We start from the raw sequence: 26,353 nt of genomic DNA, 5'->3' as shown, positions 1-26,353 counted from the left end.
AAGCAGGGCTCTACCGCACAAAGCCTGGCGGCGCCGTCCTGCATTTCGGTGCGTTCGGTTTCATTAAGCTTCGAAACGCCGCGTCGGCGGGTCAATGCACTCTCGGACATCAATCTGAGCGTGGGAGAGGGAGAGTTCATTGCCTTGCTCGGCCCGACCGGCTGCGGCAAAAGCTCGCTACTGCGTCTGGTGAGTGATCTGGTTGCGCCCACCGAAGGGCAAATCCTTATTCGCGGGGCGCCCCCGGAAGCAGCCAGGCGGGAAAACGACTTCGGCTTCGTGTTTCAGGAGCCCGCCCTTCTGCCCTGGCGCACGGCGATCGAGAATTTGCTGCTGCCGCTTGAAGTCCTGAATGTGCGGGCCGAGGGGCGGGAGGCCCGCTGCATGGACTTGCTCAAGTCCGTCGGTCTCGGGGATTTTCGCAATGCCTACCCGCATGAACTGTCGGGCGGAATGCGCCAACGCGTGGCCATCGTGCGCGCGCTCGCCTGGGACCCCTCCATTCTGCTGATGGACGAGCCGTTCAGCGCGCTGGATGAACTGACCAAGATGCAGTTGCAGGACGATCTGCTCAAACTGTGGTCTGTGGGAAAGAAGACCATCCTGTTCGTCACTCACAATATTTCCGAGGCCATTTATCTTGCCGACAGGGTCGTGGTCATGTCGCCCCATCCGGGGCGGATCAAGACGATATTGCCTGTCGATCTTGAGCGACCCAGGCACGAGGACATGCGCGAGACACCCGAGTTCATGCGTCTGGTGCGCGAAGCAAGGGATGCGTTGCGGTCATGAAAACCTCCACGAACATGACACTGCACAAGCTATCCTGGGCGGTGCTTCCTCCGCTGATTATCCTCGTCGTCATCATCTCGGCCTGGGAGGGGAGCGTTCAACTGCTCGATGTACCTGCATGGCTGCTTCCGGCGCCCAGCGATATCGCGGTGAGGTTCCAGAGCACGCAGAACCTTTGGTATCACACCGGCCTTACCCTGCTCGAAGCCGCTCTCGGTTTTACGATTTCGGCCGTGCTTGGGGTCAGCATCGCTGCCGGCATCGTGCATTCGCGGTTCCTTGAAAAGGGCCTCTTGCCCTTCATCATCGTATCCAACGCAATACCGGTCATCGCACTCGTGCCGCTTCTGACCATCTGGTTCGGATTTGGCCTTCTGCCCAAGGTCCTGATCTGCGCCATTATTTCCTTCTTCCCTATCGTCACCAACACTACGCGTGGCTTGAAGTCGGCGGACAGGCGGGTGGTTGAATTCATGCGCTCGATCAATGCCAGCCGGCTGCAACTGCTGCTGAAGGTTCAGCTGCCCACCGCGCTGCCCTTCATCTTCGCCGGCTTCAAGATTGCCGCATCTCTCTCGCTGGTCGGGGCCGTGGTGGCTGAGTTCTACAGCTCCGGGGTGGGACTGGGTTATCTCATCATCACCTCGGCCACCGAGTTGCGTACCGATCTGCTCTTTGTCTGTGTGGCCGTGCTCGCAGCTCTGGGCGTGACATCCTTCGTCCTCTTCGGACGGCTTGAGAGGCTGGCAACGCGCGGAGAAGGCGCGGAGGCTGCCGGATGACATCAAGCACTCTTTTCCAAAATGTCCTCGTGGTAGGAGCCGCGGGCACCACCCGACCGTTCGGGGGCTGGGTTGCCGTCAGGGATGGCCGCATATCGGGCGTCGGCCAGGACGATCCTGCCGAACTTAATGGCTTTGACGAAACCATAGATGGCAATGGCAATGTCCTCATGCCGGGTCTGGTCAATGCCCATTGCCATTCCCACTCCAGTCTCACGCGCGGCAGTGCCGAAGGGGTGGTCCTGGAAGACTGGCTGGGCGTTATCGAGCGCGAGCAAGCCAATTTGACCGACGCCGAAGCCAGGGTGGCGGCCCTTGCCACTTATGGCGAGGCGCTTATGTCGGGCACGACCAGCATGTTGGACATGTGCATCCGCCCGCGTCCGGCAGTGGACGCTGCGCTTGAATGCGGCATTCGCCTTGTGGTCGCCCCGTATGTTGCCGATACCAAGCCTTTTGCGCCTCATCTGGATGACACAGTCAGTTTGCTTGAGGCGTTCCGGGACACTGATCCGCGCGTGCGGGTCTGGGTGGGCCTGCACGATCTGGAAAGCTGCAGCGATACTCAGATCCGTCAGGGTATCGAAATCGCAGCGCAATACGAGGTCGGACTGCATCTGCACTGCAGCGAAACGCGCTTTTCGGTGGACAGAACTCGGGCACGAACCGGGCGAAGCCCGGTTGCGCATCTGCATGATCTGGGCGGATTGGGCGCGACCACCTTGCTCGCCCACGGCGTGTGGCTCAACGATGATGACAGGCGCATCATCGCGGGAGCGGGCGCCCATGTCGCCCATTGCCCCCACGCTAATCTCAAACTTGGCTCCGGTATTGCCGAGGTGCCGCTCATGTGCAGTTGCGGCATCAATGTCGCGCTCGCCACGGACGGGGCCAAGGCCAATAACCGGCTCGATATGTTCGACGTGATGAAGTTCGCGTCCCTTCTGCACAAGGGACTTGCTCGGGACCCCACGCTTCTGGGGGCGCGGCAGGTTCTCGACATGGCCACGCGCGGCGGTGCGGCAGCCATAGGGGCAGTGGGCGTCGGAGCCATTGCGCCGGGCATGGCTGCCGATCTGGTCATCATCAACACTCACGCTTTTCACCTGCAGCCCTGCCTGCCCGACACGGCGGAAACCAATCTGGTCCACGCCGCGCGCGGAAGCGATGTGAGCCTGACCATGGTGGACGGGCGGGTTCTGGTGCGCGATGGCGTTCTGGTTCGGGCGGAGCACAGGGCAGCGCTGGCAGAACACCGTCTCGTGGCGGAAGAGCTGGCACAAAGGGCCGGGGCCACCGCTTTCTAGTCTTCGCGGATATGCGAGAGGGCGGTGGCGCATTCCTTGGCAATGGTGTTGACCAATGCAGGATAAGCTAGGTTGCGCTGCACCACGACCGCCAGGTGCTGGACCGGCAATCGTTTATCCTCCACCGGAACGAAGTTGAGATCGCCCCTTTTGATTTCCTCCGTTACTCCCACTTTCGTCTTGAGGGCAATGCCGTTCGTGATCGCTGCCAGGGCGCTCATCAGCGTAATCGAGTTGGTGACCAGCCGCACATCCAACGGCCAGCTACGCTCGGCATCGGCCAGTGCGTCCCGCAGCATCAGCGACGAGTCGGCCAGAAAGACCGGCCGTCCGACCAGATCCTTGACCTTGAGCGATTTGCGTCCGGCAAGTTCGTGGTTATTCGACATGATGGCCCCGATACGCAGCCGCGCTACATCGACAACCATCAGGTCGGTTTCGCGCAAGACATTAAAAGCGATGCCGATATCAGCCTCGCCCCGCTCCACGCGCCGCAGCACTTCATATGTGCCGGCCACCTGCACGGAAACTTTCACATCGGCATGGCGGGCCCACAACGCCGCCAGGACCGGCGGCAACAGCCCGCGTGCGGCAGACTCGACGATGGCGATATTGATCTGGCCACGCCGCAGCCCCTTCAGCTCGGCGATAGCCTTCTGCGCCCGGTCCAGTTCCCTAAAGCTCTGTTCAGCATGAAACAGCAGAATTTCACCAGCACTGGTCAGCTTCACCCCACGCGGCATGCGCTCGAACAAAGGGGCCCCAAGCTTTTCCTCAAGCGCCGAGATTTGCCGCGACAGCGCCGAAGGCGAAACGTTGAGCTGATCGGCGGCCCTTCGCATCGAGCAGGCAGTGGCCGCAGCCTGAAAATAGCGCAATGCCGTCGAGTCGATCGATTGGGGCAGTTTCAAGGCGCGTTCACTCGAATGTTGATCTGTGTTTGTCTTGGAACGCTACCATAAGAGTCAGATAGCAAGCCATTGCGCCAGCCCATGCACTATGAACGGCCACTGAAGTAATGCTCAGAAGCGGGTAACGGCTGTTCGGCTGCCTTGTCACCGACGAGAATGGCACCGCGGCGGTATGCTCTGTCAGTCCGTTACCATTTCGCTGTCAGCTCTTGGTAGCAGTAGGACGTGGTCAGTGTTGAAGCGCCTACACTTAAGCCCTTTCATGCCATACCCGACGACGTAAGCCGGGGTTTCAGTTACGGGAACAACATGGACTCTGAAGAGCAGGCGCTGGTTGGCTGTATAGCGGCTCTGGTTTATCACAACATCGTTGTCCAGAGTTCGTTTCAGCCTGGACCACGGCGGAATGAGGCAAAGCGCATGGGCATGCAGGCCGTCATTCACGGCCACTCGGGCTAGGTGCTGGCGCTCATGTTTCGGAACCGGTGTATCCGGCACCACTACCCAGACGGGCAGCCTGGTGAGCTCTTCCTTTCGGGGATTTCTAATAACTCTTGTAAGCATGGTCGCGTAGACCCGCTCAATTTCCCTTTCCATCCTCCCAAGCTTGGTTTCTTGTGTGCCTCCTAAGTTTCTGAATGTGAACGTCATGAAGTACAAGTCCCAGCCCTCTGCAATGTGCTCGCGTATAAATTCGCCGTAGGCGCTGATGATGCGTGTCATGGTTGACATTGGTGAACCCCATTTGAGCAATACTCTGCCATATACGCAGCGAAAATCTGCGTATGGTGTAAGTTGATAAAGCACGGGTGCGCCTTGGCACTTCCAGCGGCGGCAGTGACCGTGCAGCTGAAAGTTAGTTTACCGAAACGCATTTTCGCTAATCTGTGGCAGAACTTGTACAAACCTGCATGTCAGTTAAATCCGGACGGCGGCCCTATCCGAGCTACCCACCCGCACTCAGGTGTCGTGATAGGCTCCCATGGCCCTTAGTATTTCGTCCTGGCGTCTTGACGCTTCCCAGCGAAGCGATCTGCGGGTCTTTTTAGTACCCTGCGCAGCAGCCCTCTGCCCGTACCACCGGCAAACAAAAGATCATCCAGGGTGCGAGACCCCATCCCTCTGCAGACTAGCGCGGCGTCTCGGGGTCGCAACTCGCGCTTCTTTTGCCGGAAGCGAGGCAGGACTTCGCCGGACGTTTGGTTGATGTGGTCGCCGATTTGAAAAACTCGATGCTCACTAAGGGGCACCTTCGACATGTAGCACCATCGGCTTAGCATCCCCTTGGGTCCCAATTCCCGGCTGTGCGCAGGATTAAAGCCGGGTGCGATGCCGTGGTGACTGGCGTTCACAAGGTCCACCACCGCCCGCACGTTGCTTTTGTCACAGTCCCATACGAGGAGGTGGAGATGCCAGCAGACGACGGGCTCTAGTGTTTGCAGCAGGGCGATGTTGCCGTAATAGGCGAGCTCCACCACGCCCATAAAGCTGGCGTTCTTGAGAAGTTTGCGGGCCCAGGTCTTCATTTGCTCAATATCGAATTCTGACGCTACCGACACGGGAACCACGAACGCTCTCGGTGACAGGGTCAGAAAGAAGTAGGGCTGGGTCGGGACGTCCAGAAGCCAATCCCGAAGAACAGCCTGACCTTGTTCCGCAAGATCAATGCGGGCCCACGGATTGATCCCATTAAGCGACACCGCCTGGTTTCGCTTAATGCGACTAAGATCCGGATCAGCTAGGTTGCGGCGGCCTGGTTTCTTCCATGCGTAATTCCGAATGCGGCGGTCAAATTGCTCATGCGCCTCGATGAAGCGGGTGAGGTTGAGAAGTCGCTTTCTCATATCTGCTCCTACGGCAGCAGCCATCACCGATGAGCCAGGCAGGCTAACCGGTGATGCCACTGCGGGTGTTTAGTTCAGGTGTTTCGCGTCGATTTAGTATTACAAAGGGCAGACTAGAGTTCCCGTATGAACCTCGCCTTCCTCACTTGACCACTGTTGTCACCCAGCTCGATCAGCACGTGGGCTTCCGTTCCAGAAGACAGGGCGATAAGACGCTCCGTCCCCTGACCCGGTTCGAGCTGCAGGAAAATTGCGCCTGGCTCAATGGCGATTTGCTGCTGTCCCTTGCGGGCCCTCGTTCCCTCCTGTGCGAAGGCTTCTATGCCGCCTTTCTCGCAAATCAGCTGTTCGATTTGCGACGCCGGGACACCGAGGTCAAATGTCGCCTTGAGCATACCGTAAAACTCGCTCGCGCGCTTCGTGGCCTCTTTTCCCTGTAGTCCGAAAGCATATCGCATTGCGAACCGCAGGGCGTCTGCTTGGTTGCCAGGCTGTGGTTTTTGCCCTTTGAACTCCTCCCAGTCCGGCAGCCTGGTGAAGTCGAGCCAAGCATCCGCATCAGCACGCAGAAAGGCGGCTGTTGCATAAACCTTCGCAATTTCCCCGCGTAGCCCGGCTTGATAGCGCCCCCCAATCGTAGTGATCGTCGAACGGATTTCGCCGAGCACTTTCACCAAGCCGCCGTCGGCTTGCAGTTCAGCAATCTCGGGCAGCTCTAACCCGCCACTACCATCAAGGCCTGATTGGGTGGTTGGGAAGGTCGCATTAAGCAACCCTCCCGGCAGTTGGGATGCTCCTGGGTCATGCCGGGGCCCGTGAGTCTGCCCGGTCTCCTCCTGCTGTTTACGTCGCGCCTCCAGCCAATCGCGTCGGTGTGCCATCCGCTTATGTCTAGCTGTACGGGTTTCGATGCGACGTTCGGTGCTGGTGCCCTTCCTTTTATTGCTCATCGGTTCCCCACTTGTCAGGCGCCACGAGATAAGCTCGGAGGCTTGATACGGGCCAAGCACTCACTCGCTTGGACAAGCGCACCGGGGGTGGAAAGCGACCTGCCTTAATGGCTGAGTAAATTGTAGATTTCGAGACCGGGACGTAGATTAGAACCTGGGGTAGCCGAAGATAGGCATCGGCCGGCAGGTCAGGTATTGTGCTAGTCAACTTCAGTTCTCCGTGTTGCGCAGGCGCTTCTCCGCCTGCAGGAGGACCTTGCCACGAGCCCCGATTTTCCATTGCTTCGCTCCCGCGCGGACCGGTTCGGACCCTGCCGGACTACTCTGAACCCTCGGTACTTCAATGCCTTACGGATCGCCAAGCTCACGAGCTGCTTCGGAATCCGTTACTTCGCTAGCGAGTTCTGCGTCCAGCGACCCGCCCTAAGTCAAGAGAGCGAACCTAAGGACGCGCAGCCGATGAGGCGCGCCGGTTGGGTGAGCCACCCGCATCCAGGCCGTATCGGAGCAGCTGGGCCTCGCTGCTAGGGAGATAGCTTGGAGCCTTTTGGCACCTCCTCCAGCGCCCATCCGAGCTCGACGAGACCCTTCAGGGGGACTTTTTGCAGTCCAGAAACAGCAGTGGCAAAACCGGCGAGTGGCGGAAAGGCATAGCCCTTTCCGCTCAAATCCTGCTGCACAATCGCGTATGCTGAGAAGAACTCCTTGAGGTCAGCTTGCGATGTCACATCATTGATCAGGCGATCAATGAAGTGGACTGTTGCGACACGGCGCGGCTTAAAGGGATATTTGAGCTTCTTGACAAGGAACAGGAACAGTGCTCCCTCACTAAACTCCTGCCATCGCTCCTTTAACAGCGTCAGTCCATACTTTTGCTTGTATTCGGGAGCTTCGGCCACATAGTCCCAGGCGGTTGTAACGCCCCCTTTTTTCCGTTTGGTCTTGGTCAATCTCGGGTCAAACCGGTAGGACACGTCCACCATATCAGCGACGGGTGTGCTTTTCTTCCACCGGGCTCGCACGTCTCTGTCAAACGCGCGCGCGTTTGGAAGTGACCTGATGCGCATCAGCCAATCAGGCGAAAGGAGGAGTTTGTTGTGAAGGATGGCGTAGAGGGATCAGCGATGACGTCATGCAGCCCAGCCTGCCTCCCAAGTTTCTCACGAAGGTGGCTCAGCCGCCTCTCGAGGAACTTGAGCGCAACAAACAACATTGCTTGTTGGCGCCGTAGGGTGTCGCGCTTGCTCGAACTTGGAAAAACAAACCACACTTCAAGTTCGAACAAAGTTGCGGCCTTCTCGAAGATGGCCACGTCCGAGAAGTCGTCAGATGTTAGTAGGAAGGCGATTTCCTGTAGTCGGTTTTCCACATTGGCTCCGCTAACGCTTCCAATGTATCCAACGTGCCGGAGTGAGCTACGTTGCTGGTCAGAGGCCCTGTTGGGAAGGCTCGCCTACTGAACGGCGGCGGATGGTACGGAATGCGACGAACCAGCTGTTGCAGACGCATTTCCGAATGCATAATCTCGGCGTCGCACAGGCAGGTGCTTCAGCGCCTTACCTGCCTAAACATGTATTGCATGGTGAGAGATGCCTGGATGTGTTTTCACGGTATCTCTGGCGGTATATACGCTGACACCATCATAAATGATCAGCGATTCCAAGAGGAAAGTAGCGTAATTCGATTCCCTTCACCCGCTCCAACTTTTCCATTCAGCTTGTTTGTTTGCCGGGGCCCGAGAACATGACTCAGCCGTGATTCATCATGCTTGAAGCCGCTTGTTGCGGCCATTTTTCAGCCCTTTTACAAGAACATAGCTCCCATGCAGCTTTCGGGGGGCGAAGGCGCGCTTTCATTGCTTCACATTATCGATGACCAATGAAGGGAACGCGCACGGGCTTTCTCTGGTTTCGGGTGGGGTTCGGCCCTTCTTCCCAAGCAGGTGATACGTGAGTGAACTTGAACAGCATGCAACAGAAGTCTTGAAGTTCTCGGCACGCAATGCCCGGCCCAAGCGGCCAGCCTATCTGCGGGACGCAACGGTGGATTCCGATGGGAATATCGCCGTTCTCAAGCAAAGCGAGCATCTTCGGCCCTTGGTCGTGGATCTCGATGGCACCCTGTTGCGCTCTGACCTGTTGATCGAGACGGCGTTCGCCGAGCTGTCCCGGCGCCCGCTTGCGCTGCTTGAACTGATCGCCGCGCTCAAGCAGGGTAAGGCGGCGCTGAAGCATCGCCTGGCGGCGACGGCCGTATTTGACCCGGCCGTTTTGCCCTATGACGAGGAAGTGCTGCGTTGCATTCGCCAGGCGCGGGCCGAAGGGCGTCCGGTTTATCTGGCCTCAGCCAGCCATGAAGTGCTGGTTGGCGCCGTAGCAGATCACCTCGAGCTGTTCGATGGCTGGTTCGCAACCGATGAGTTGACCAATTGCGCGGGCAAGGTGAAGGCGCACAAGCTGGTGGAGGCTTTTGGGGAGAAGGGCTTCGATTACATCGGCAATGATGCGGCCGACCTGCATGTCTGGCCACACGCCGCCAAGGCCCTGGCGATCCGGGCCCCAGCGCGGGTTGGGCGGGCGCTGGCAAGTTCCAGCGACGATGTTGAGCACTTGACCCATGAGCGGGCGGGCTGGAAAGCCTGGGCCAAGCTGATGCGGGTGCATCAATATGCCAAGAACGGCCTCGTCTTTGTGCCTCTGATCACCAGCCAGATGTTTGAGCTGGCGGCATTCATGCACGTCCTCGTGGCAGCAATTGCCTTTTCGCTTTGCGCCTCCAGCGTTTACATCCTCAACGACCTGATCGACCTGCAGGACGACCGCGGCCACCGCAGCAAGCGGCATCGCCCGCTCGCCAATGGCTCCGTTCCGCTTTCGGAAGCCATGCTGGCTATCCCGGTTCTGCTCGGCATCTCCCTGGCGCTGGGCGCCTGGGTTTCCCTGCCCTTCCTTGGGGTCCTGCTGGGCTATTTTGCTCTCACCAGCGCTTATACCTTCCTGCTCAAGCGCAAGATGATTGCCGATGTGATCACGCTCGCTGGCCTTTATTCCGTGCGCGTCGTCGGCGGTGCCGTGGCTTTGTCCGTGGTGCTCTCGCCCTGGTTGCTGGCGTTCACCATGTCCTGGTTCCTGTCGCTCGCACTGATCAAGCGCTATGTAGAACTTCAGGCCCGGCGCGAAGCGAACCTGCCCGACGCCACCAGCCGCGACTATCGCAACGACGACATCCACATGGTTGGGGCGCTCGCCGCAGCAGCTTCGCTCAACGCCATCACACTGTTCCTGCTTTATGCCTCGAGCGAAAGCGTGGTCACCACCTTCAGCCGCCCGGAAATCTTGTGGTTCGTGGCGCCCATTCTGGCTTATTGGATTGGCCGGGCCTTGCTGGTTGCGCGCCGTGGGGAAATGCATGATGACCCGGTGGTGTTCGCTCTCAAGGATCGACTCAGCGTGGCAACGCTGGCGACCGCCGGCGTTCTTTTCGTGGCAGCCTTCTAGAACAAGCAGGACCTGAACCATTTGCTACCCTGTTCCCTATCCGCGTTCGCGTGAGGCAAGGCCCGCATGAGCATTGCCTTTCGCTATGTCCTGTTCGCCATTCTTTCGAGCTTGATCAATTTTGGCGTCCAGGAACTGGTCGTCACCGGGCTGCCCTGGGCGCCGCTGATGCTATCCATTCTGGCCGGAACTGCGGCGGGCTTTGCCGCCAAATATGTGCTGGACAAGAACTGGATCTTTTTTGACAGCTCAAGCTCCCACGGGGAGGAGGCGCGCAAGGTGGGCCTTTACGGCCTGTTCAGCGTCTTCACCACTATCGTTTTCTGGAGCTTTGAAATCGCCGCCTGGTCCATCTGGCAGACCGACGTGGCCAAATACTCCGGCGGCGCGCTCGGCCTTGCTATCGGCTATGTCGCCAAATACTGGCTCGACCGGCGCTTTGTGTTCCGGACGGAGGCATCTTGATGCGCCTGGACGGCTGGGGACGCTATCCAAGCCTGGATGGCCGGGTTGTCGCTGCCGCGAGCCCGGACGACCTCGCGCGGCTCATGCGCGATGGCTCCGGTCTGGTGGCTCGGGGCAATGGCCGCGCCTATGGAGACGCCGCCATGGGCGAAGCCCTGACGGTGCTCGGCCGCAGTCTCAATCGCATGAAAGAATTTGATCCGGTCAGCGGCAATCTTACGGTCGAGGCCGGAGTGCTGCTATCCGATATTCTCGACACCTTTGTGCCACGCGGGTTTTTCCCACCGGTAGTGCCGGGCACCAAGCTCGTGACCGTGGGCGGCATGATTGCCTCCGATATTCACGGCAAGAACCATCATCGCGATGGTGGCTTTGGCGCTTATTTGCAGAGCCTTGATCTCGTGGTGCCAGGCGGCGAAACCGTTCATTGTTCGCGCGAGAACAATAGTGAGCTGTTCTTCGCTACGATCGGCGGCATGGGGCTTACGGGCATCATTGCGCAAGCGACAATGACACTGCGCACCATCGAAACCGCCTGGATCGACCAGCGCACCGTGGTTGCCCCTGATCTTGGCGCCGCGCTGCAGGCCCTCGATGAATCGAGCGAGGCGACATACTCTGTAGCCTGGATCGACTGCATTGCTGGCGGCGCAGCGCTGGGCCGCTCGCTGGTTTATGTGGGTGAACATGCTACCCGGGATCAACTTGCCGCCGCGCAATCCGAACGTGGTGTGCTGGCCCCAGCCCCTCGGGCAAAACTGGGCGTGCCGCTGGAATTGCCCAGCTGGACGCTGAACCGGGCTTCGGTCCGGGCCTTCAACGAGGTTTACTTCCGCGCGGGGTCACGCACCGAGCAGGCTTTGGTGCACTTCAATCCGTATTTCTTTCCGCTGGACGGCGTGGACCAGTGGAACCGCATCTATGGGCGGCGCGGCTTCCTGCAGCATCAATGCGTGGTGCCGCCCGACAATGCCCATGCCGTGCTGAGCGAAATTCTCGAGCGGTTTTCGCGTTCGGGCAAGGCATCGTTCCTTGCCGTGCTCAAAAAGCTCGGGGATGGCACCGGCCCGCTGTCCTTCCCAACGCCAGGCTATACGCTGGCGCTGGATGTGCGCGTCACCGACGAGATCTTCGCGCTTCTCGATGAGATCGATGCTATCGTGGTGCGCGCCGGTGGTCGGCTTTATCTCACCAAGGATGCGCGCCAGTCACGGGATACCTTCGAGGCCGGTTATCCCCGCCTGGACGAGTTCCGGCAGGTGCGGCGCGCGGTGGGAGCCGAGGGCCGGTTGCAATCCCGTCTTTCCAGCAGGCTAGGTATATAGGCGAATGTCCAAGACGCTTCTTTTGATCGGCGCAACTTCCGATATCGGCCATGCTACGGCGGGCGCCTATGCCGCGCAGGGCTGGACCGTGCTGCTGACCGCCCGCAATGTGGCTGGTGCAGAGCGCAACCGCGCCGACCTCGCGGCACGAAGCGGCGGCGCGGTTTCGCTCCATATGCTGGATGTGACCGATAGTTCTAGCTTTGAGAGCTTCATCACCGGCCTGCCGGCCCTGCCCGACACCGTTGTGTGCGTGGTCGGCGAAATGGGTGAGCAGGAGCGCGCCCAGAGCGATCTTGATCATGCCGCCGTAGTGTTGCGGACCAATTTCGAGGGCCCCGCACTGCTGTTGGGTCTGCTGGCGCAAAAGTTCGAGGCGCGCGGCTCGGGCACGATCGTGGGCGTCAGCTCGGTGGCGGGCGACCGCGGACGCGGGTCCAACTATGTTTATGGCGCGGCAAAAGCCGGGTTCACCGCCTTCCTGTCGGGGCTGCGCAACCGGCTGTCACAGACCGGGGTACGGGTCGTTACGGTCAAGCCCGGTTTTGTGCGCACACGCATGACTGCCGGCATGAAACTGCCGCCAGCGCTGACGGCCGAGCCGCAAGAGGTGGGCAATGCCATCCTTGCTGCCGCGGACGGCAGCCGCCCGCGCGACGTGATCTATGTGCGCTGGATGTGGCGCTATGTGATGATGATCATCACCGCCATTCCCGAGCCGGTATTCAAGAAGCTCCGGCTCTAGCATGGTGTCGGCCGCAAGCCATTCGCGGGGTGTGCTCGAACGGGAGCGCAGCCGCTGGCGTGCGCCGGCGCTGCTGATTTTCGGGCTGGGCGTTGTGCTGGCGCTTGTTCTCGCCTTGCCGGGGGAAACGATCGCGACCCGGGGGCTGGAGGACCTGTTTTCGATCCTCGACGGCGCTCATCGCATTGCCTGGGGCCAGGTGCCGAACCGGGATTTCCATTCCGCTTTGGGGCCGCTCGTTTATTACCTGCCCGCTCTTGGGCTTGGCCTGAGCGGAAGCTATGGCGCCGCCCTGCCAATCGGCATGGGGTTGCTGCTGGTGGTGGTCGCTGCGATCGCGGCGCATGTACTGAGCTCGCGGCTGCATCTGGCGCTGGCCCTGCCCTTTGCCGCTTTTCTGTTCCTGGTCTTGGCCGTGCCCATGCATTTGGGCGAAGGCGTTACCGCGCTGTCGTTCCTGTTCTCTCATAACCGCATCGGCTGGGTGTGCCTGGCGCTGCTGCTGGTGATGTATGTCGAGCCCAAGGAAGCCGTTGGTCGTGGCGTGGCGCTCGATATTGCCTGCGCCACGATCCTCGTCTTGGTGATGGTTTATACCCGCGCCACCTATGGCATGGTCGGTGGTGCGTTCCTGCTGCTGATGCTGATCACCGGCCGTTGGCGTTGGGCGGGTGGGGCGCTGCTCGCTACGCTGCTCGTTGCTGGCGGAATCGAGCTGGTGTGGCACGGCTCGGCCAGCTATGCCAGCGACGTGCTGATGGCGTTGCAGACCGGGGGCTGGTGGCGCGGAACGCAGGGTAGCATCATTGATCTGCTGCTCGGCAATTTCGCCGATTATCTGCTGTTTGGGCTGCTGGTGGCCCTGTTGTTCTGGCGGCGGTTCAACTGGCGCGACCTGTTGTTCTTTTTGTTCTGCGCCGTCGCCGGCTACTGGCTCATCAACCAGAACGAGCAGCGCTGGGGCATCCTCACCCTCCATGCGGGGGCAGCGGTGGCGGCCGAATATCTGTTGCGCAACATGGCCGCGCGCGCTGGTCGCCCGGCCGGGGCCGTGGTGAACCCGCCCGGGGTCACGCTCTACTTTGCGGCCTTGCTGCTGCCCACCATCGTGCATTGCTCGACCGCCCTGCTGCTGCATGCCGGCACGGCCTTGGTCAATGGCGGGCAAGCCCTGGCCATTCCGCGCCTCGAAGGCGTGCGGCTGGCCAATCTCTGGACCAATGGCGATTTCAATGGCAGCACCTGGTATCTCGGCACCATCAACGATGGGCTGGCCGCGCTGGAGAACCTGCCGGAGCCACCGCAAACCGTTCAGGTCCTCAACACACCCAACCCCTTCTCGCTGGCGCTGAACTTGCCACCACCGGCGGGCGACAAGCTCGATCTGCGCTGGAATGCAACGCTGAACGAAACCTTCCATCCGGCCCCGGAAGACCTCTTTGCCGATGCGGCCGTGGTGATGGAGCGGACCAGCGCGGGCGGGAGCGGACCTGTCGGCCAGCTCTACCTGCCCTATGTGACTGAAAACTATTCCCAGGTGGCGCAAACGCCCAACTGGCGCCTGTTCCGCCGCAACCCGGCGGATACCGGCATGCCGGCAGCTGCCGCCGCCCCTGCCCCGCTCGCGCCGTGATGAGCGCCCGGGCCACTGCGGCTGTGCTTGCCGGCTTGTCGCTGGTTTGCGCGCTGTTGCTGGCGCTGCCCGCCCGCACGGTCACATCGGCCTATGTGAACGACCTGCTCCTGTTTCTTGATGGGGCGCATCGGCTCGCCTGGGGGCAAGTGCCCAATCGCGATTTCCACACCGCGCTTGGGCTGCTGGCCTATTATATCCCGGCGGCAGGGCTGTGGATCTCAGGGCAACTGGGCGGGGCACTTCCCGTCGGAATGGCGCTGCTGATCGTGCTGTTTGTGCCGCTGCTGGTGCATGTGCTGGTTAGCCGGTTGCGTCCGGTGCTGGCCCTCGCGCTTGGCGCCTTCCTTGTCCTCGTGCTAGCGGCGCCGATTAATTTGGGGGACTCGCTCTCCTCGATCACCTTCGCGATGTATTACAACCGCATCGGCTGGGTTGCCCTGGCGCTGCTCGCGGTGATGTATCTGCGGCCGCGACGGCAACCCCCTCTCGGCATCTGGATCGATGCGGCGACCGCCGCGATCCTTGTCGTGCTCCTGATCTATCTCAAGATCACCTATGCCCCCGTAGCGCTCGCCTTCGTGATTTTCATGCTGCTTGACCGCCAGCAATGGCGCTGGGCGGCGCTAGCACTGCTGCTGATTGCAGTGGCCATGGCGGTGGTGGAGCTGTTCTGGCGCGGCAGCTGGCTTTACCTCCAGGACCTGCTGGAAACCGCCCGGGTGAGCGGCCAGCGCGATCCCATGGGCTATGTTTATGCGCTGCTGCGCAATTTGTCCGACCTGCTGGTGTTTGGGATTTTCGCGGGGCTAGCCCTCACTCAGACGCGCAGCTGGCGCGACCTGCTGTTTTACATCTTCTGCTCGGTCGCGGGGCTGCTGATCCTGATGCAGAATGCGCATAACTGGGGCATCATCACCTTGTTCGCCGGCGCGGCGGTGGCGGCCGAAACCCTGTTGCGCGGCCTCGAGCAGCGGGGCCGCAGGCTGGCACTGAGCCCAGGCGCACCGCTGCTTTTCCTGTTCATGGTGCTGCCGGGGCTTGGCAGCCACACAGTCGCCTTGATGTCTCACTTCACCATGGCCGTTTCCGGGTGGGGAGAACCGCTGGGCCTGCCGGGTCTGGAGCAGGTGCGGTTCGGTCGCTTGTGGTCGCGCGGCGATCAGGGCTTCACCGAAAAATATATCGGCACCTTTGGCGCGGGAGCAGATGCGCTGGCGCAAGCAGGCGTTGTGCCCGAACGCGTGCTGGTGCTGGATTTCGCCAATCCGTTCTCGGCCGGGCTCAACCTGGCGCCGCCCAAGGGCGATCTTTCCTGGATGCATTGGGGGCGCAATATCAACGCGGCGGTCTTCGTGCCGCCTGAACAACTCTTCGCCGATGTGATGGTGGTGATGGTGCCTACAGTCGGCATTAATGTGGGGCAACTGGAGGGGCTCTACGGTGCTTATATCGGCGAGAATTTCGTCCTGGCCGCGCAAACCGAGCTTTGGCGAGTTTATGTCCGCCCGCCCCAGCCAGGAGCACCCGCATGACGCTTGCGTCCCCCAGCACCCAAGCACTTTCGCGGTGGCCCGGCACCATGACAACGGCGCGCCGGCTGGGCTGGGCAGTGCTCGCCCTGGGCGTGTTGTTTGCGGCCATGCTCGCCGTGCCGGGGCAAACGGCGACGAATAAATACGTCAACGACCTCTACATTTTCCTTGATGGCGCGCATCGGATTGTCTTGGGGCAAGTGCCCAATGTGGACTTCCACACCTCTCTTGGGCCGCTGGCCTTTTATCTGCCGGCGGCAGGACTGGCGCTGAGCGGCAGTTTGGGGGCAGCCATGCCGGTGGGCATGGCGCTGGTCGTGCTGATATTGGCCTGCATCGGCGCACCGCTGATCGCCAGCCGCATGCACCCCATCACCGGCATGGCCGCCGCCGTCTTCCTGCTCGCCGTAGCTGCCGTCCCGGTCAATCCGGGTGAAGCAGTCTCGGACCTGTCCTTTGCCATGTTCTACAACCGGATCGGCTGGTCGGCGCTCGGATTGTTGCTGGTGATGTATCTGCGACCATTCAATGATAGCCGGCAGCAGGCGCTGGTGGATGCCGCTTGTGCCGCACTGCTGGTGTTGCTGATGCTTTACACCAAGGCGAGCTACGGGCTCGTGGGCTTCGCCTTTTTGGTGTTCATGTTGCTCGATCGGCAACAACGAGGACGCATGGCGCTCGCCCTGGGGCTTTGCGCCGTCTCTATCGGTGCGATCGCCCTGCTCTGGGGCGGCACTCTCAATCATGTCGCTGATCTGCAGCTCGCCCAGGAGGTCAGTGGTGGCTTGCCAGAGCTACAGCGTCTGGCCGAAACCATGATGGTCAATCTGGCAGATCTGGTGGTGTTTGCGCTGTTCGCCGCCCTGCTGCTGTTGGCGCGCCGCCGTTTTCGCGACCTGCTGTTTGTCGGCTTTTGCGCCTCGACGGGCATTTTGATCATCGAGCAAAACTTCCAGATCGTCGGCATTCTGACGCTCGGGGCCGGTGCGGCGGTGATTGCCGAACTGCTGCTGCGCGAGCCCAATTCGCAACGCTACCCCGCGGCGCTGAGCGGCGCCGGCGTACCGCTGCTGCTGGCGACGCTGCTGCTTCCGGTGGCGGTGCAAAATGTCTTTTCGCTTGGCGTCCATGCCGCCATGGCGAGCAGTCGTGCCGGCGAGCCTTCCCCCCTGCCCCAATTTGGCGGCGTCCGGCTGGTTCGCCTCTGGTCGGAGGGCGCCTACCGCAACTTCGTGCGTTATCACGAGACTCTGCTGGATGGGGCCTTGGCGTTGGAGAGCCTCGACCGGCCGCTGCAGAATGTCCTGGTGTTTGACTTCGTCAGCCCGTTTGCAGCGGGACTGGATCTACCGGTGAGCCAAGGCGACAGCCCCTGGTTCCACTGGGGCCGAACGCTTGACCATGACCATTTTCCACCGGCCGCGGAGATCATGGCGGATGTCGAGATCGTCATGGATCCAAAGACGCCGATCGAGCACTGGACCGCGGACGGCATGCGCGAGATCTATGCCGACTATATCGCGCAGAACTTCGAACTGGCGACCGCGACCCGCCACTGGCGCGTTTATGTGCGGCGCGGAGCAGACTTGGTTTCTGTGCTGCCATCCGAAAACAGCAGCACTATCAAGCAAAGTACCAGTGCCCAGCCATAGGCCGAGCCCAGCGTGAATTGCAGCCATGGCTCGGCGCCGAAATAGCCAAGGATCTTGGGAACCGGGACGACCAGGAGCGCGGCCACGATCCACATCGCCCAATGCTGGCGATAAGCAACGATCACGGGCAGCAAGAACAGGGTGTAGTGGATCCAACCCAAAGGCGAGGCCAGAACTGCCGCGAGGAGCCCGAGGGCACTGACCTGCATGATGCTGGGCCGGCGGAACCACGCCCAGGCTGCGAGCGCGAGCAGCAGTGCGGCGCTGAACGCTGTCCCCAGGAAGGGCACGCCGGCACGGGCGGCAAGCCCGGAGATCGAAGCATTGGTGAGGAAAAACGCCCGTTCCCCATCAGAAACCACCAACTCAAGCCATTGGCGGTAAATTTCAGGCCCATAGATGGCGAGAGGAATGGCGCTGATTAGAGCGGCGGTAAAGACCGATACCAGGCTGGGCAGGCGCTGCCCCGACAGGAACAGCAGCACCGGCCAAACGAGGAAGTTGGGCTTCATGGCAATTACGAGCCCGATCAACACACCGGCCCAGATGGGTTGGTCACGATCCAGCAGCAGCCAGGCGCCAACCGCAGCCAAGACCAGCGGCACGTAGATCTGGCCGAGGTAAAGCGTGTCCCAAAATCCGGCGAGCCCGAAGGCCCAGGCGACGAGGACGATAGCGCGCCAGTCCGGCGCATAGCGGTGTGCCAGCAGCAACACGGCGGCGGCATAAAGCGCGACTGAAATCCAGGACCAGACCCAGAGGGATTGTTCGGGCGGGGCCAGATCGAACAGCTGAAACAGCAGCGCGGAAATCGGGGGATTCAAGTTCGGGTTCCAGGCTTCAAAGCCCGGAAAAACCACATGAGGGGTCAGCGGCGGATAAACGCCATAAGGATTGAGGCCCTCGGCTGCCGCGCGTCCGGACGCAACAAAGGCACCGAAATCCCAGAGCCCGTGGGGCGGAAGCACGCGGCGAAGTTCGCCCGAGATCGCCCACAAGGAAAACGCGACCAAACATAGTGCCGCTGCCAAGGCCAGCAGACGGTAGGGAAACGCGGTGGACGTGCGCGCCTGCACCGGGATCAACGGAACACCTGCATAATCCTAACCCGAATAGATATACCGACGCGAACGAACCGCTTCAGGGCACAAGCCCGAAGCGGTCCTTGCTTGAGTCAGCCGCGTGCCATTATGGCGTGGCGGGAGCGGCAGGGGTAGTTGCTGGTGCAGCTGGGGTCGTGGTCGTGGGTGCTGCAGGGGTAGTGGTCGTTGCCGGTGCGGCAGGTGCCGTGGTTTCGGCCGGAGTGGTCGTCGTTCCGGTATTGGTGCCGGAATTATTCATCAGGAAGAGCGCGATGATAACCACCACGACTACGACGATGATGCCGATTATTACGTTCCTGTTCACAAGTAACCTCCATTTTGGCGCAGACTCAACTCGCCAGAGCCACATTGGCTCCCGGCTATAACCGGAATCAATTCCCCGCGATCAGCGGAGCGTTGAGCCGAGTTGTCCTTGGTCGCGAACATGCTCTTGATACGCATTTACCGCGGGGAACGGAAGGCGCTCTGTGGCGTCGGTGAGGATAGATCAACCTCACGCGGCATAAAAACTACCATGCACTTGGTCTTGCTCGGCGACTCAATCCTTGACAACGGCGCTTATGTGGAACCCGCGGGCTCCGTGCTGGAGCAGTTGCAACAGGAAGTGGGCTCGAGCGCGCAAGTCAGTCTTCTGGCCCGCAATGGCGCACTGATCGCGGGCACCATTGAGCAACTTGCCCGCGTTCCCCGTGGTGCCACGCATCTGGTGGTCAGCGCGGGCGGCAATGATGCGCTGCGCCATACGGGCGTGCTGCTGGAGCGGGCCACATCGGTTGCACAGGCCTTGAGCAAGATCGAGCCGGTGCGGGATGGCTTTGCGAAGGGCTATCGAGCAATGCTCGACACCGCCGCCGGCCTGAAGCTGCCGATCGCGCTGTGTACCATCTACGATGTTCAGTTTGATGACCCCGTGCAGCGTCGCATGTCCTATCTGGCGCTGGGCCTCCTCAACGACGTCATCACGCGCGAAGCGGTTCGACGCCGCTGGCCCGTGATCGACCTGCGTGTGCTCTTCGATGCTCGCGGCGATTATGCCAATGCCATCGAGCCCTCGGCGGCGGGCGCCGGCAAGATTGCGTTGACCACGGCACAGATCGTGCGCAACCACGATTTTGCCGGACCGTCGGCATTTTATGGAGACGCACGCTAGCGCGGGTTGGAAGCGGCCTTCTCGCTCAGAATGGCAATTGCGCGCGAGGCCCGAAAATGCGCTATTGGAGGCACGCCGGCAACTGTCCGGCACCGGAACGCGGCATCATGCAGGCATGAGGCAAGGACGTTCCGATTTTCTGTTTTGGAGGACTTATGAACAAACTGGTTTTTGCTGCGCTGATCACCGGCGCACTTGCGGTGCCAGCTTTTGCTGCCGATTACACCATCATGGCGCCCGCGGCCCCGGGCGGTGGCTGGGACCAGACCGCGCGCGCCATGCAGGAAGCGCTGCAGTCTGACGGGATTTCGGGCAATGTGCAGGTCACCAATGTTCCCGGCGCCGGTGGCACGATCGGGCTGGCGCAGTTTGTCAACCAGTCGACCGGCAATCCCAACGCCCTGATCGTGGGCGGCTATGTGATGGTCGGCGCCATTCTGACCAATGCCTCGCCCGTCACGCTGGAGCAGGTAACCCCAATCGCGCGCCTGACCGGTGAAGCCGTGGTCGTCGTGGTCCCGGCAGCGTCGGACTTGCAGAGCATGGATGACCTCGTTGCCAAGCTCAAGGCCGATCCAGGCTCGGTGTCCTGGGCTGGCGGCTCGGCCGGTGGCGCCGATCACATCACGGCGGGCCTGATCGCCAAGACCGTTGGCGTCGATCCCACTGCCGTCAATTACATCGCCTATTCCGGCGGCGGCGAAGCGCTCGCGGCGCTGTTGGGCGGGCAGGTCACCGTCGGTATTTCGGGCTATAGCGAATTTGCTCCCCAGATCGCGGCAGGCGAGCTGCGCCTCCTGGCTGTATCGAGCGACGAACGCATCCCCGGCGTCGATGCGCCAACCCTGCGCGAAGCGGGTATCGACATGGCGCTGCAGAACTGGCGCATGGTTGCCGCCGCTCCCGGTATCACCGACGAGCAGAAGGCTTCCATCACCGCCGACATCGAAAAGATGGTGAACTCGCAGAGCTGGAAGACCACGCTTGAAACCAAGGGCTGGGTCGACACCTATCTCGCCGGTGACGAGTTCGCAGCCCAGCTTGCCGCCGATACGGCAGCGACCGAGGCCATCCTGAAAGACATCGGCCTGGTGCAATGACCTCTGGCGAACCCAATCTCTCGCGCCGCCCCGATGGGGCGGCGCTTGTCATAGCGGCGGTCCTTGCGGCGATTGCGGGGGTGATCATCTGGCAGACCAGCCAGATGCGCGTCCCGCCCATTCAGGCCAAGGTCGGACCGACCGTGTTCCCTTATGTAATTGCCGGTGGACTACTGCTGCTTTCGGCCGGGACACTGGTTGAGGCCATGCGGGGCAAGTTTCCTGCGCGCGACCGCGATAATTACGTGCCGATCCTTTGGATCGTTGGCGGCCTTGTGGCGCAGCTGCTGTTGCTGACCACTGTGGGTTTCTCCATCGCCACCGGCGTGCTGTTTGCCTTCACCGCCCAGGCATTCGGGCGCGGCCCACTCTGGAAGACCATCCCGATCGGCATCGTCTTTGCCTTTATCGTCTGGTTCATCTTTGCCAAAGGCTTGCAGTTGTCGCTGCCTGCCGGTCCGCTGGAACGCCTTATCCCCTGATCGAGAGCTGATGTAATGGATACTTTTGGTCTTTTGGGTGAGGGCCTGCTGGCTGCATTGCAGTGGCAGAACCTGCTTTATGCGCTGATAGGCGTGACCTTGGGCACCGCTGTGGGCGTGTTGCCAGGTATTGGCCCCGCGCTGACCGTCGCACTGCTGCTGCCGGTGACCTACAAGCTCGATCCTGCGGGATCGCTGATCATGTTTGCCGGCATTTATTATGGCGGCATGTATGGCGGCTCGACCACGTCGATCCTCCTCAACACCCCTGGCGAAAGTGCCTCGATCGTCACCGCGCTCGAGGGCAACAAGATGGCGCGCAAGGGGCGCGGCGGGCCGGCGCTGGCAACGGCCGCCATCGGCTCGTTTGTGGCGGGGCTGATCGCGACATTGGCGCTGGCCTTTGTCGCCCCCTGGGTGGTGAAATTTGCGCTGGCTTTCGGCCCAGCGGAGTATTTCGCGCTGATGGTGCTGGCCTTCATCACTGTCTCAGCGGCCTTTGGCGACAGCGCGCTGCGGGGGCTGACGGCGCTGTTTATCGGCCTGGGGCTCGGGGTGATCGGCATTGACCTGCAGACCGGGCAATCGCGTCTCGCCTTCGGCATCCCCGACCTCCTGGACGGCATTGAGGTGACCACGCTCGCCGTGGCTTTGTTCGCCATCGGCGAAACCCTCAAGATCGCATCGGATCGCTCGCAGGTGAACGAAGAAGTGCTCGCGGTCAAAGGTTCGGTCTGGATGACCAAGGAGGACTGGAAGCGCAGCTGGATTCCGTGGCTGCGCGGCACCGCAATCGGCTTTCCCATAGGCGCCATGCCGGCAGGCGGGGCGGATGTCGCAAGCTTTTTGTCCTATAGCGCGGAAAAGAGCTTTGCCAAGCGGCCCGAAGAGTTCGGCCAAGGCGCGATCGAAGGCGTCGCCGGGCCGGAGGCGGCGAACAACGCCTCGGCGGCGGGCACACTCGTTCCCCTGTTGACGCTGGGCTTGCCGACCACCGCAACGGCCGCGATCATGCTGGCCGGTTTTCAGCAGTTCGGGCTGCAGCCAGGGCCGCTCCTGTTCACCAGCAACGCGTCGCTGGTGTGGGCGCTGATCGCGAGCCTCCTCGTCGCCAATTTCATGTTGATCGTGCTGAACCTGCCGCTGATCGGCGTATGGGTGCGGCTGCTGACCATTCCCAAGCCCTGGCTCTATGGTGGAATTTTGGTATTTGCGACGCTCGGAACGCTCGGCGCCAATGGCGGCATGTCCGGGCGGCTAGGGCCAATCAGCTATTCATTCGAGTTGCTGCTGTTATTGGCGTTCGGGATCCTCGGCTATCTGCTGCGGCGTTTTGGCTATCCAATTGCACCCGTGGTGGTCGGGCTCATCCTGGGGCCGATGGCCGAGCAGCAATTGCGGCGCGCATTGGCGATCAGCCAAGGGGATCCCCTGGTGCTGTTCCACTCCCCCATCGCGATAACGCTTTATGTCGTGGCCTTGTTGGCAGTCGCCCTGCCCTTTTATCTGCGCTGGCGCGGGCGCGGGCAGATGCTGAGCCAGCTAGCGAGCGACGAGGACTAACCGGCACAAGAGTGCCAAACAAAAAAGCCCGGACAACCAAAGGTCGTCCGGGCTTTTCAACGTTCTCAGGCAATTCATCAGGTCGCGGGAGGGAGGCGCGCCCCTGACCCTTGCGGGTTAGAACTTACCGACAGAACGGAAAGCGGCCTCATCGATGCCGAGCGTACGAAGGTGCCGGGCCTTGGGCTGACGTCCTGCCTCGACTGCCGCCGCTGCGGCAGCAGCGCTGCCAAAGACGTCGGCGATGGTGCCAAGGGTCGCAAACAAATTCTTGCTGCGCAGGGTGCTCATGATCGGGTCCTCGTTCAAGCCCGACACATCGCCGGGCCGCTTTCATGACCTCAAGATGGTCCCGAGGGGCCCGATGTACCAGAGCCAAAGGGGCATTCCAGCCATGCGCGAGGATCAGCCCTACCAGCTCTTTCCCAGCTAAACCGCCGTATTTGGCACCCCTTCAACCCGAGATATGCGCCAGGCGCATTGCTCCATTACCGACCCGCGAACAACTGCCAACCGGTTCGTGCCGGCGCGGGGAGCCGCAATCGGTTACGGGACACCGGCCGGTGCCTGGTCTTGCTCCAATGGAATGGCCTATTGGTGAGTTCATGCAGAGCGCGCAAGGTCGCGGCGGCCGACAAGAGCCAGTAGAACGGCAACAAGAGTTGGACCAGCAGCAGGTCGTCGCGCTCCAGGCGGCGCAAGCCCGCCCAAGTGGTCGCGACCGCACTGCCATAACCGAGCGCGAAGATCCCCAGATAAAGCAGGGACCAAAAATCCCAGCCGCTCGCCCAAGGCGAAACCCCCAGCAGCCAACGCGCGAGGAGGGTTGCGAGCAGGCCCACATGCAGGAGGGGCGCGATGATCATGCTCAGGATCATGAGCTCGAAGGCGAGCGTTCGGCCAAGGCCGGCATGGCGCAGCAAGAGTCTCGGATCGCGATTGTGGACGATGAAGGTCTGCATCCAGCCTTTCATCCAACGCGAGCGCTGAGCCATCCAGGTGCCCAACTGTGTGGGAGCTTCTTCAACGGTGCCGATATCGATGGTTTCCACCGCGTGATGCAGTCGCGCCAGCCGCATGCCGAGATCGGCATCCTCCGTGACATTGAACGCGTCCCAGCCGCCCATGCTTCGGAGGGTATCAACTCGAAAGTGGTTGGAGGTGCCACCCAGTGGCATCGGCAGACCCCAGCGCGAGAGCGCCGGCAACACAACGGTAAATAGTCCCGCATACTCGCCGGCAAACAGTGCCGTCAGCCAGTTCTCGGTGCCATTGTCGATCACCAGCCGCGCTTGCACGCATTGCAGCTGCGGTGCATCGCGGAAGCGGTGGGCGACGCGCCAGAGCTGGTCGGGATGGGGCGTATCCTCGGCGTCAAAGATCACCACAAACTCCCCCCGGCAAAGGGGGAGGGCGAAATCGAGCGCCTTTGGCTTGGTCCGCGGCGCCGCGTCAGGCACGGCGACGAGGGAAAACTGGGGGTGGTGCAGTTGCGCCTGCACTGCCTCCACGGTTGTGGTCGAACTGGCCTCCACGACGAAGATGATATCGAGCTTGTCAGGTGGATAGTTGAGCGCAGTCATCGCCTCGGCAAGTTGCGGCACCATTGCGGCCTCATCGCGGAGCGGGATCAGCACGGAATAAACCGGCAGATCGGCGTCATTGCCTCGTTCCCTTGATTGGGGCGGCTCCTGGGGTGTTACCGCAAGGGCAGCGATGCGCACCAGGGCGGGAACCACCAGCATCAGGATGGCGAACGGCAACAAGTAGAGCTGACTGACATAGGGCGCCATCAGCACTAGTCCCACCAGCAGCACGACACCCAGCACGAAGGCAGAGCGCGCACCGGCGGTCAGCTCCAGCTGGGCCGCCGCACGCGGCCAGCGCCGGGTCAGGTTCTGCCGCGCGCTGTCGATCAGCGCCCTGCCCGCACCACGCACTAGGTAACTGCGCAAGCTACGCTCAGGGACGAGACATAAATAACGGGCCAGTTCGGGATGCTGCCGCAGCGCGGCTTTGAGGCGCAAAAGCCCGAGGAAATCGGGGGCGCAGAACGCCACCTCTCGGTCCAGCACCTTGAGGCGTACCAGCCGGACGTCCCGGAGAGCCTCCAGGCGCAACGGTTGCAACTGACCTTCAAGATGGCTTGGCACCTTGGGGTAAAAAGCCAGCCCTATCCAGGCGGCGGCACGCTCCATAAGCGCGGCGTCGCTGACGCCCAGCACGGTGGCGCAATAATGCAGCGGATCAACCTCTCGCTCCAGCGCCGTTTCGAGAATGGCCCGGGCCATGCTCGCATCTAAACAGGCATTGCCGAGCACCTGCCTGATCAGCTCCACAGCATCGGACATTTCGGTCGCCGCCCCCGCCCCTAGGGGTTTATACTGGCACAGGAACAAAGCGACGCAAGCTGCAACTGCGTAAAAAGGTTTACGCAGCAAAATGCCGCCACCCCTGAGGGGGGTGACGCGACAGCCAAATACTTCAGGGATACTTAGTGCTTGGCGTCAAACTGGTGCGGATTGAAGCGATAGGCGGTCGAGCAGAACTCGCAGACAACTTCGATCTCGCCATCTACTGCCATTTCCTGACGCTCCTCAGACGAGAAGCTGTTCGCCAGCATGTCCTCGATGCGATCGGCAGAACAGGTGCAGCGCTCGACCATGGGCAGGGGTGAGAACACGCGCACTCCGGTTTCATGGTAAAGGCGGAACAGCAGCCGCTCGGGCGAAAGATCAGGATCAGCCAGTTCCACGTCTTCAAGGGTCGTCAGCAGCGTCTTGGCTTCGTTCCAGCCGTCCGGCTCCTCGAAGTCAGGATCGGCAGTCTCTGGATTGTCCCAATTACCATCGCCCGGCAGGTCTGCCATCACCGACATGCCGGTTTCGGGCAGATGCTGGATCAGCATGCCGCCGGCACGCCAATGAGGGCGGTGATCGCCCTTGCGCGTGAACTCGGCAACCGCCAGCCGCACCATGGTGGGGATCTGCTCGGACTGCATGAAGTAGGTATGCGCCACTTCCTCGAGCGAGTTGCCGTCGAGTGCAACAATGCCCTGATAGCGCTCGGTATGCGGCCCCTGGTCGATGGTCATGGCAAGATGACCGTGACCCAGCAACTGGCCGGGCTGGAGCTTGCCTTCTTCGGCAGCCTTGGTCAGAGCATCGCGATCGAAGCGTGCATAACCGCGCAGGCCGTCAGGCGCATCGAAATCGACAACGATCAGGTTCACCGGGCCATCGGTCTGGGTCTGCATGATGAAGCGACCCTCGAACTTCAGCGAGGAGCCAATCAGTGCTGCCAGCACCACCGCTTCACCCAGGAGGCGGGCGACCGGGGCCGGATAGGCGTGGCGCGACAGGATAGTGTCGAGAGCATCCCCCAGGCGCACGGATCGACCACGGGTGTCGAGCTTGTCGAGCGTAAATGGCACCACGGCGTCGTCCCCGGTTTCGGGCCGGTCCAGCCCCAGGGACGACATCAGGTTCTCAGTGGCAGCAGTGTCCGTCATTGGCTT

At 61.4% G+C, this 26,353-nt stretch carries 26 protein-coding genes; 14 read left to right on the top strand and 12 right to left on the bottom strand.

Annotated features, from left to right (window positions below):
* The first annotated feature begins 48 nt into the window (after positions 1-48).
* From AC3YMN_RS18095 to AC3YMN_RS18085, 3 genes are read left to right on the top strand one after another with little or no spacing between them, the layout of a single operon-like run.
* On the top strand, positions 49-792 hold the full coding sequence (locus AC3YMN_RS18095) for an ABC transporter ATP-binding protein (protein ID WP_489891097.1): 744 nt from the start codon (positions 49-51) through the stop codon (positions 790-792).
* A complete protein-coding gene (locus AC3YMN_RS18090) occupies positions 789-1,574 on the top strand; it encodes an ABC transporter permease (RefSeq protein ID WP_489891096.1) in 786 nt (261 codons plus the stop codon). The genes AC3YMN_RS18095 and AC3YMN_RS18090 overlap by 4 nt, the downstream gene beginning before the upstream one ends.
* Positions 1,571-2,881, top strand: coding sequence for an amidohydrolase (locus tag AC3YMN_RS18085; RefSeq protein WP_489891095.1), 1,311 nt, complete (start codon positions 1,571-1,573; stop codon positions 2,879-2,881). Before AC3YMN_RS18090 ends, AC3YMN_RS18085 begins: the two co-directional genes overlap by 4 nt.
* On the opposite strand, the gene AC3YMN_RS18080 is transcribed toward AC3YMN_RS18085, so the two are convergent.
* The 7 genes from AC3YMN_RS18080 to AC3YMN_RS18050 all read right to left on the bottom strand — a co-directional run bounded on the left by AC3YMN_RS18080 (position 2,878) and on the right by AC3YMN_RS18050 (position 7,955).
* Positions 2,878-3,759, bottom strand: coding sequence for a LysR family transcriptional regulator (locus AC3YMN_RS18080; protein WP_489891119.1), 882 nt, complete (start codon positions 3,757-3,759; stop codon positions 2,878-2,880). The genes AC3YMN_RS18085 and AC3YMN_RS18080 overlap by 4 nt on opposite strands.
* Before the next feature lie 213 nt (positions 3,760-3,972).
* Positions 3,973-4,515, bottom strand: coding sequence for a hypothetical protein (locus AC3YMN_RS18075; protein WP_489891094.1), 543 nt, complete (start codon positions 4,513-4,515; stop codon positions 3,973-3,975).
* Between the two features lie 266 nt (positions 4,516-4,781).
* Entirely contained in the window at positions 4,782-5,636 is an 855-nt protein-coding gene (locus tag AC3YMN_RS18070) for a hypothetical protein (protein WP_489891093.1), read from the bottom strand.
* Between the two features lie 113 nt (positions 5,637-5,749).
* Positions 5,750-6,586 (bottom strand): hypothetical protein, encoded by an 837-nt coding sequence (locus AC3YMN_RS18065; RefSeq protein WP_489891092.1) that lies wholly within the window; start codon positions 6,584-6,586, stop codon positions 5,750-5,752.
* On the bottom strand, positions 6,576-6,866 hold the full coding sequence (locus AC3YMN_RS18060; protein WP_489891091.1) for a helix-turn-helix transcriptional regulator: 291 nt from the start codon (positions 6,864-6,866) through the stop codon (positions 6,576-6,578). The genes AC3YMN_RS18065 and AC3YMN_RS18060 overlap by 11 nt, the downstream gene beginning before the upstream one ends.
* Before the next feature lie 244 nt (positions 6,867-7,110).
* On the bottom strand, positions 7,111-7,536 hold the full coding sequence (locus tag AC3YMN_RS18055) for a hypothetical protein (protein ID WP_489891090.1): 426 nt from the start codon (positions 7,534-7,536) through the stop codon (positions 7,111-7,113).
* A gap of 116 nt (positions 7,537-7,652) precedes the next feature.
* A complete protein-coding gene (locus tag AC3YMN_RS18050; RefSeq protein WP_489891089.1) occupies positions 7,653-7,955 on the bottom strand; it encodes a hypothetical protein in 303 nt (100 codons plus the stop codon).
* 580 nt (positions 7,956-8,535) lie between these two features.
* Between AC3YMN_RS18050 and AC3YMN_RS18045 the strand changes: the two genes are divergently transcribed.
* From AC3YMN_RS18045 to AC3YMN_RS18015, 7 genes are all read left to right on the top strand, one after another.
* Positions 8,536-10,083 carry a UbiA family prenyltransferase gene (locus tag AC3YMN_RS18045; protein ID WP_349236671.1) on the top strand — a complete coding sequence of 516 codons (1,548 nt, stop codon included), beginning with the start codon at positions 8,536-8,538 and terminating at the stop codon, positions 10,081-10,083.
* Positions 10,084-10,149: 66 nt separating this feature from the next.
* Positions 10,150-10,548 (top strand): GtrA family protein, encoded by a 399-nt coding sequence (locus AC3YMN_RS18040; protein WP_172122451.1) that lies wholly within the window; start codon positions 10,150-10,152, stop codon positions 10,546-10,548.
* Positions 10,548-11,873, top strand: a complete 1,326-nt coding sequence (locus AC3YMN_RS18035; protein ID WP_489891088.1) for an FAD-binding oxidoreductase — start codon at positions 10,548-10,550, stop codon at positions 11,871-11,873. The genes AC3YMN_RS18040 and AC3YMN_RS18035 overlap by 1 nt, the downstream gene beginning before the upstream one ends.
* Before the next feature lie 4 nt (positions 11,874-11,877).
* Positions 11,878-12,618 (top strand): SDR family oxidoreductase, encoded by a 741-nt coding sequence (locus AC3YMN_RS18030; RefSeq protein ID WP_489891087.1) that lies wholly within the window; start codon positions 11,878-11,880, stop codon positions 12,616-12,618.
* A gap of 1 nt (position 12,619) precedes the next feature.
* Positions 12,620-14,251 (top strand): hypothetical protein, encoded by a 1,632-nt coding sequence (locus AC3YMN_RS18025; protein WP_489891086.1) that lies wholly within the window; start codon positions 12,620-12,622, stop codon positions 14,249-14,251.
* Positions 14,251-15,786 (top strand): hypothetical protein, encoded by a 1,536-nt coding sequence (locus tag AC3YMN_RS18020; RefSeq protein WP_489891085.1) that lies wholly within the window; start codon positions 14,251-14,253, stop codon positions 15,784-15,786. Before AC3YMN_RS18025 ends, AC3YMN_RS18020 begins: the two co-directional genes overlap by 1 nt.
* Positions 15,783-17,438 carry a hypothetical protein gene (locus tag AC3YMN_RS18015; protein ID WP_489891084.1) on the top strand — a complete coding sequence of 552 codons (1,656 nt, stop codon included), beginning with the start codon at positions 15,783-15,785 and terminating at the stop codon, positions 17,436-17,438. Before AC3YMN_RS18020 ends, AC3YMN_RS18015 begins: the two co-directional genes overlap by 4 nt.
* On the opposite strand, the gene AC3YMN_RS18010 is transcribed toward AC3YMN_RS18015, so the two are convergent.
* Both AC3YMN_RS18010 and AC3YMN_RS18005 read right to left on the bottom strand, forming a co-directional pair.
* Entirely contained in the window at positions 17,351-18,514 is a 1,164-nt protein-coding gene (locus AC3YMN_RS18010; RefSeq protein ID WP_489891118.1) for a glycosyltransferase family 87 protein, read from the bottom strand. The two genes, AC3YMN_RS18015 and AC3YMN_RS18010, sit on opposite strands and share 88 nt — an antisense overlap.
* Positions 18,515-18,626: 112 nt before the next feature.
* The gene (locus tag AC3YMN_RS18005) at positions 18,627-18,845 is read right to left on the bottom strand and encodes a hypothetical protein (RefSeq protein WP_127752029.1); all 219 of its coding nucleotides are present in this window, start codon (positions 18,843-18,845) and stop codon (positions 18,627-18,629) included.
* A 210-nt stretch (positions 18,846-19,055) separates the two neighbouring features.
* Between AC3YMN_RS18005 and AC3YMN_RS18000 the strand changes: the two genes are divergently transcribed.
* The 4 genes from AC3YMN_RS18000 (at position 19,056) to AC3YMN_RS17985 (ending at position 22,836) form a co-directional block, all read left to right on the top strand.
* Complete coding sequence (locus AC3YMN_RS18000; RefSeq protein ID WP_489891083.1) at positions 19,056-19,691, top strand: SGNH/GDSL hydrolase family protein; 636 nt, start codon at positions 19,056-19,058, stop codon at positions 19,689-19,691.
* Between the two features lie 155 nt (positions 19,692-19,846).
* On the top strand, positions 19,847-20,791 hold the full coding sequence (locus AC3YMN_RS17995) for a Bug family tripartite tricarboxylate transporter substrate binding protein (RefSeq protein ID WP_489891082.1): 945 nt from the start codon (positions 19,847-19,849) through the stop codon (positions 20,789-20,791).
* A complete protein-coding gene (locus AC3YMN_RS17990; protein WP_172122443.1) occupies positions 20,788-21,273 on the top strand; it encodes a tripartite tricarboxylate transporter TctB family protein in 486 nt (161 codons plus the stop codon). Before AC3YMN_RS17995 ends, AC3YMN_RS17990 begins: the two co-directional genes overlap by 4 nt.
* Positions 21,274-21,288: 15 nt before the next feature.
* A complete protein-coding gene (locus AC3YMN_RS17985; RefSeq protein ID WP_489891081.1) occupies positions 21,289-22,836 on the top strand; it encodes a tripartite tricarboxylate transporter permease in 1,548 nt (515 codons plus the stop codon).
* Positions 22,837-22,953: 117 nt separating this feature from the next.
* On the opposite strand, the gene AC3YMN_RS17980 is transcribed toward AC3YMN_RS17985, so the two are convergent.
* From AC3YMN_RS17980 to AC3YMN_RS17970, 3 genes are all read right to left on the bottom strand, one after another.
* Entirely contained in the window at positions 22,954-23,127 is a 174-nt protein-coding gene (locus AC3YMN_RS17980) for a hypothetical protein (RefSeq protein WP_164854717.1), read from the bottom strand.
* Between the two features lie 197 nt (positions 23,128-23,324).
* A complete protein-coding gene (locus tag AC3YMN_RS17975) occupies positions 23,325-25,187 on the bottom strand; it encodes a glycosyltransferase family 2 protein (RefSeq protein WP_489891080.1) in 1,863 nt (620 codons plus the stop codon).
* Positions 25,188-25,330: 143 nt separating this feature from the next.
* On the bottom strand, positions 25,331-26,317 hold the full coding sequence (locus AC3YMN_RS17970; protein ID WP_489891117.1) for an Hsp33 family molecular chaperone: 987 nt from the start codon (positions 26,315-26,317) through the stop codon (positions 25,331-25,333).
* Positions 26,318-26,353 lie beyond the last annotated feature (36 nt).

The sequence above is a fragment of the Devosia sp. Z11_6 genome (assembly GCF_058133665.1).
The sequence above is the reverse complement of the archived record's forward strand: the minus strand, read 5'-3'. Positions and strand labels throughout refer to the sequence as shown.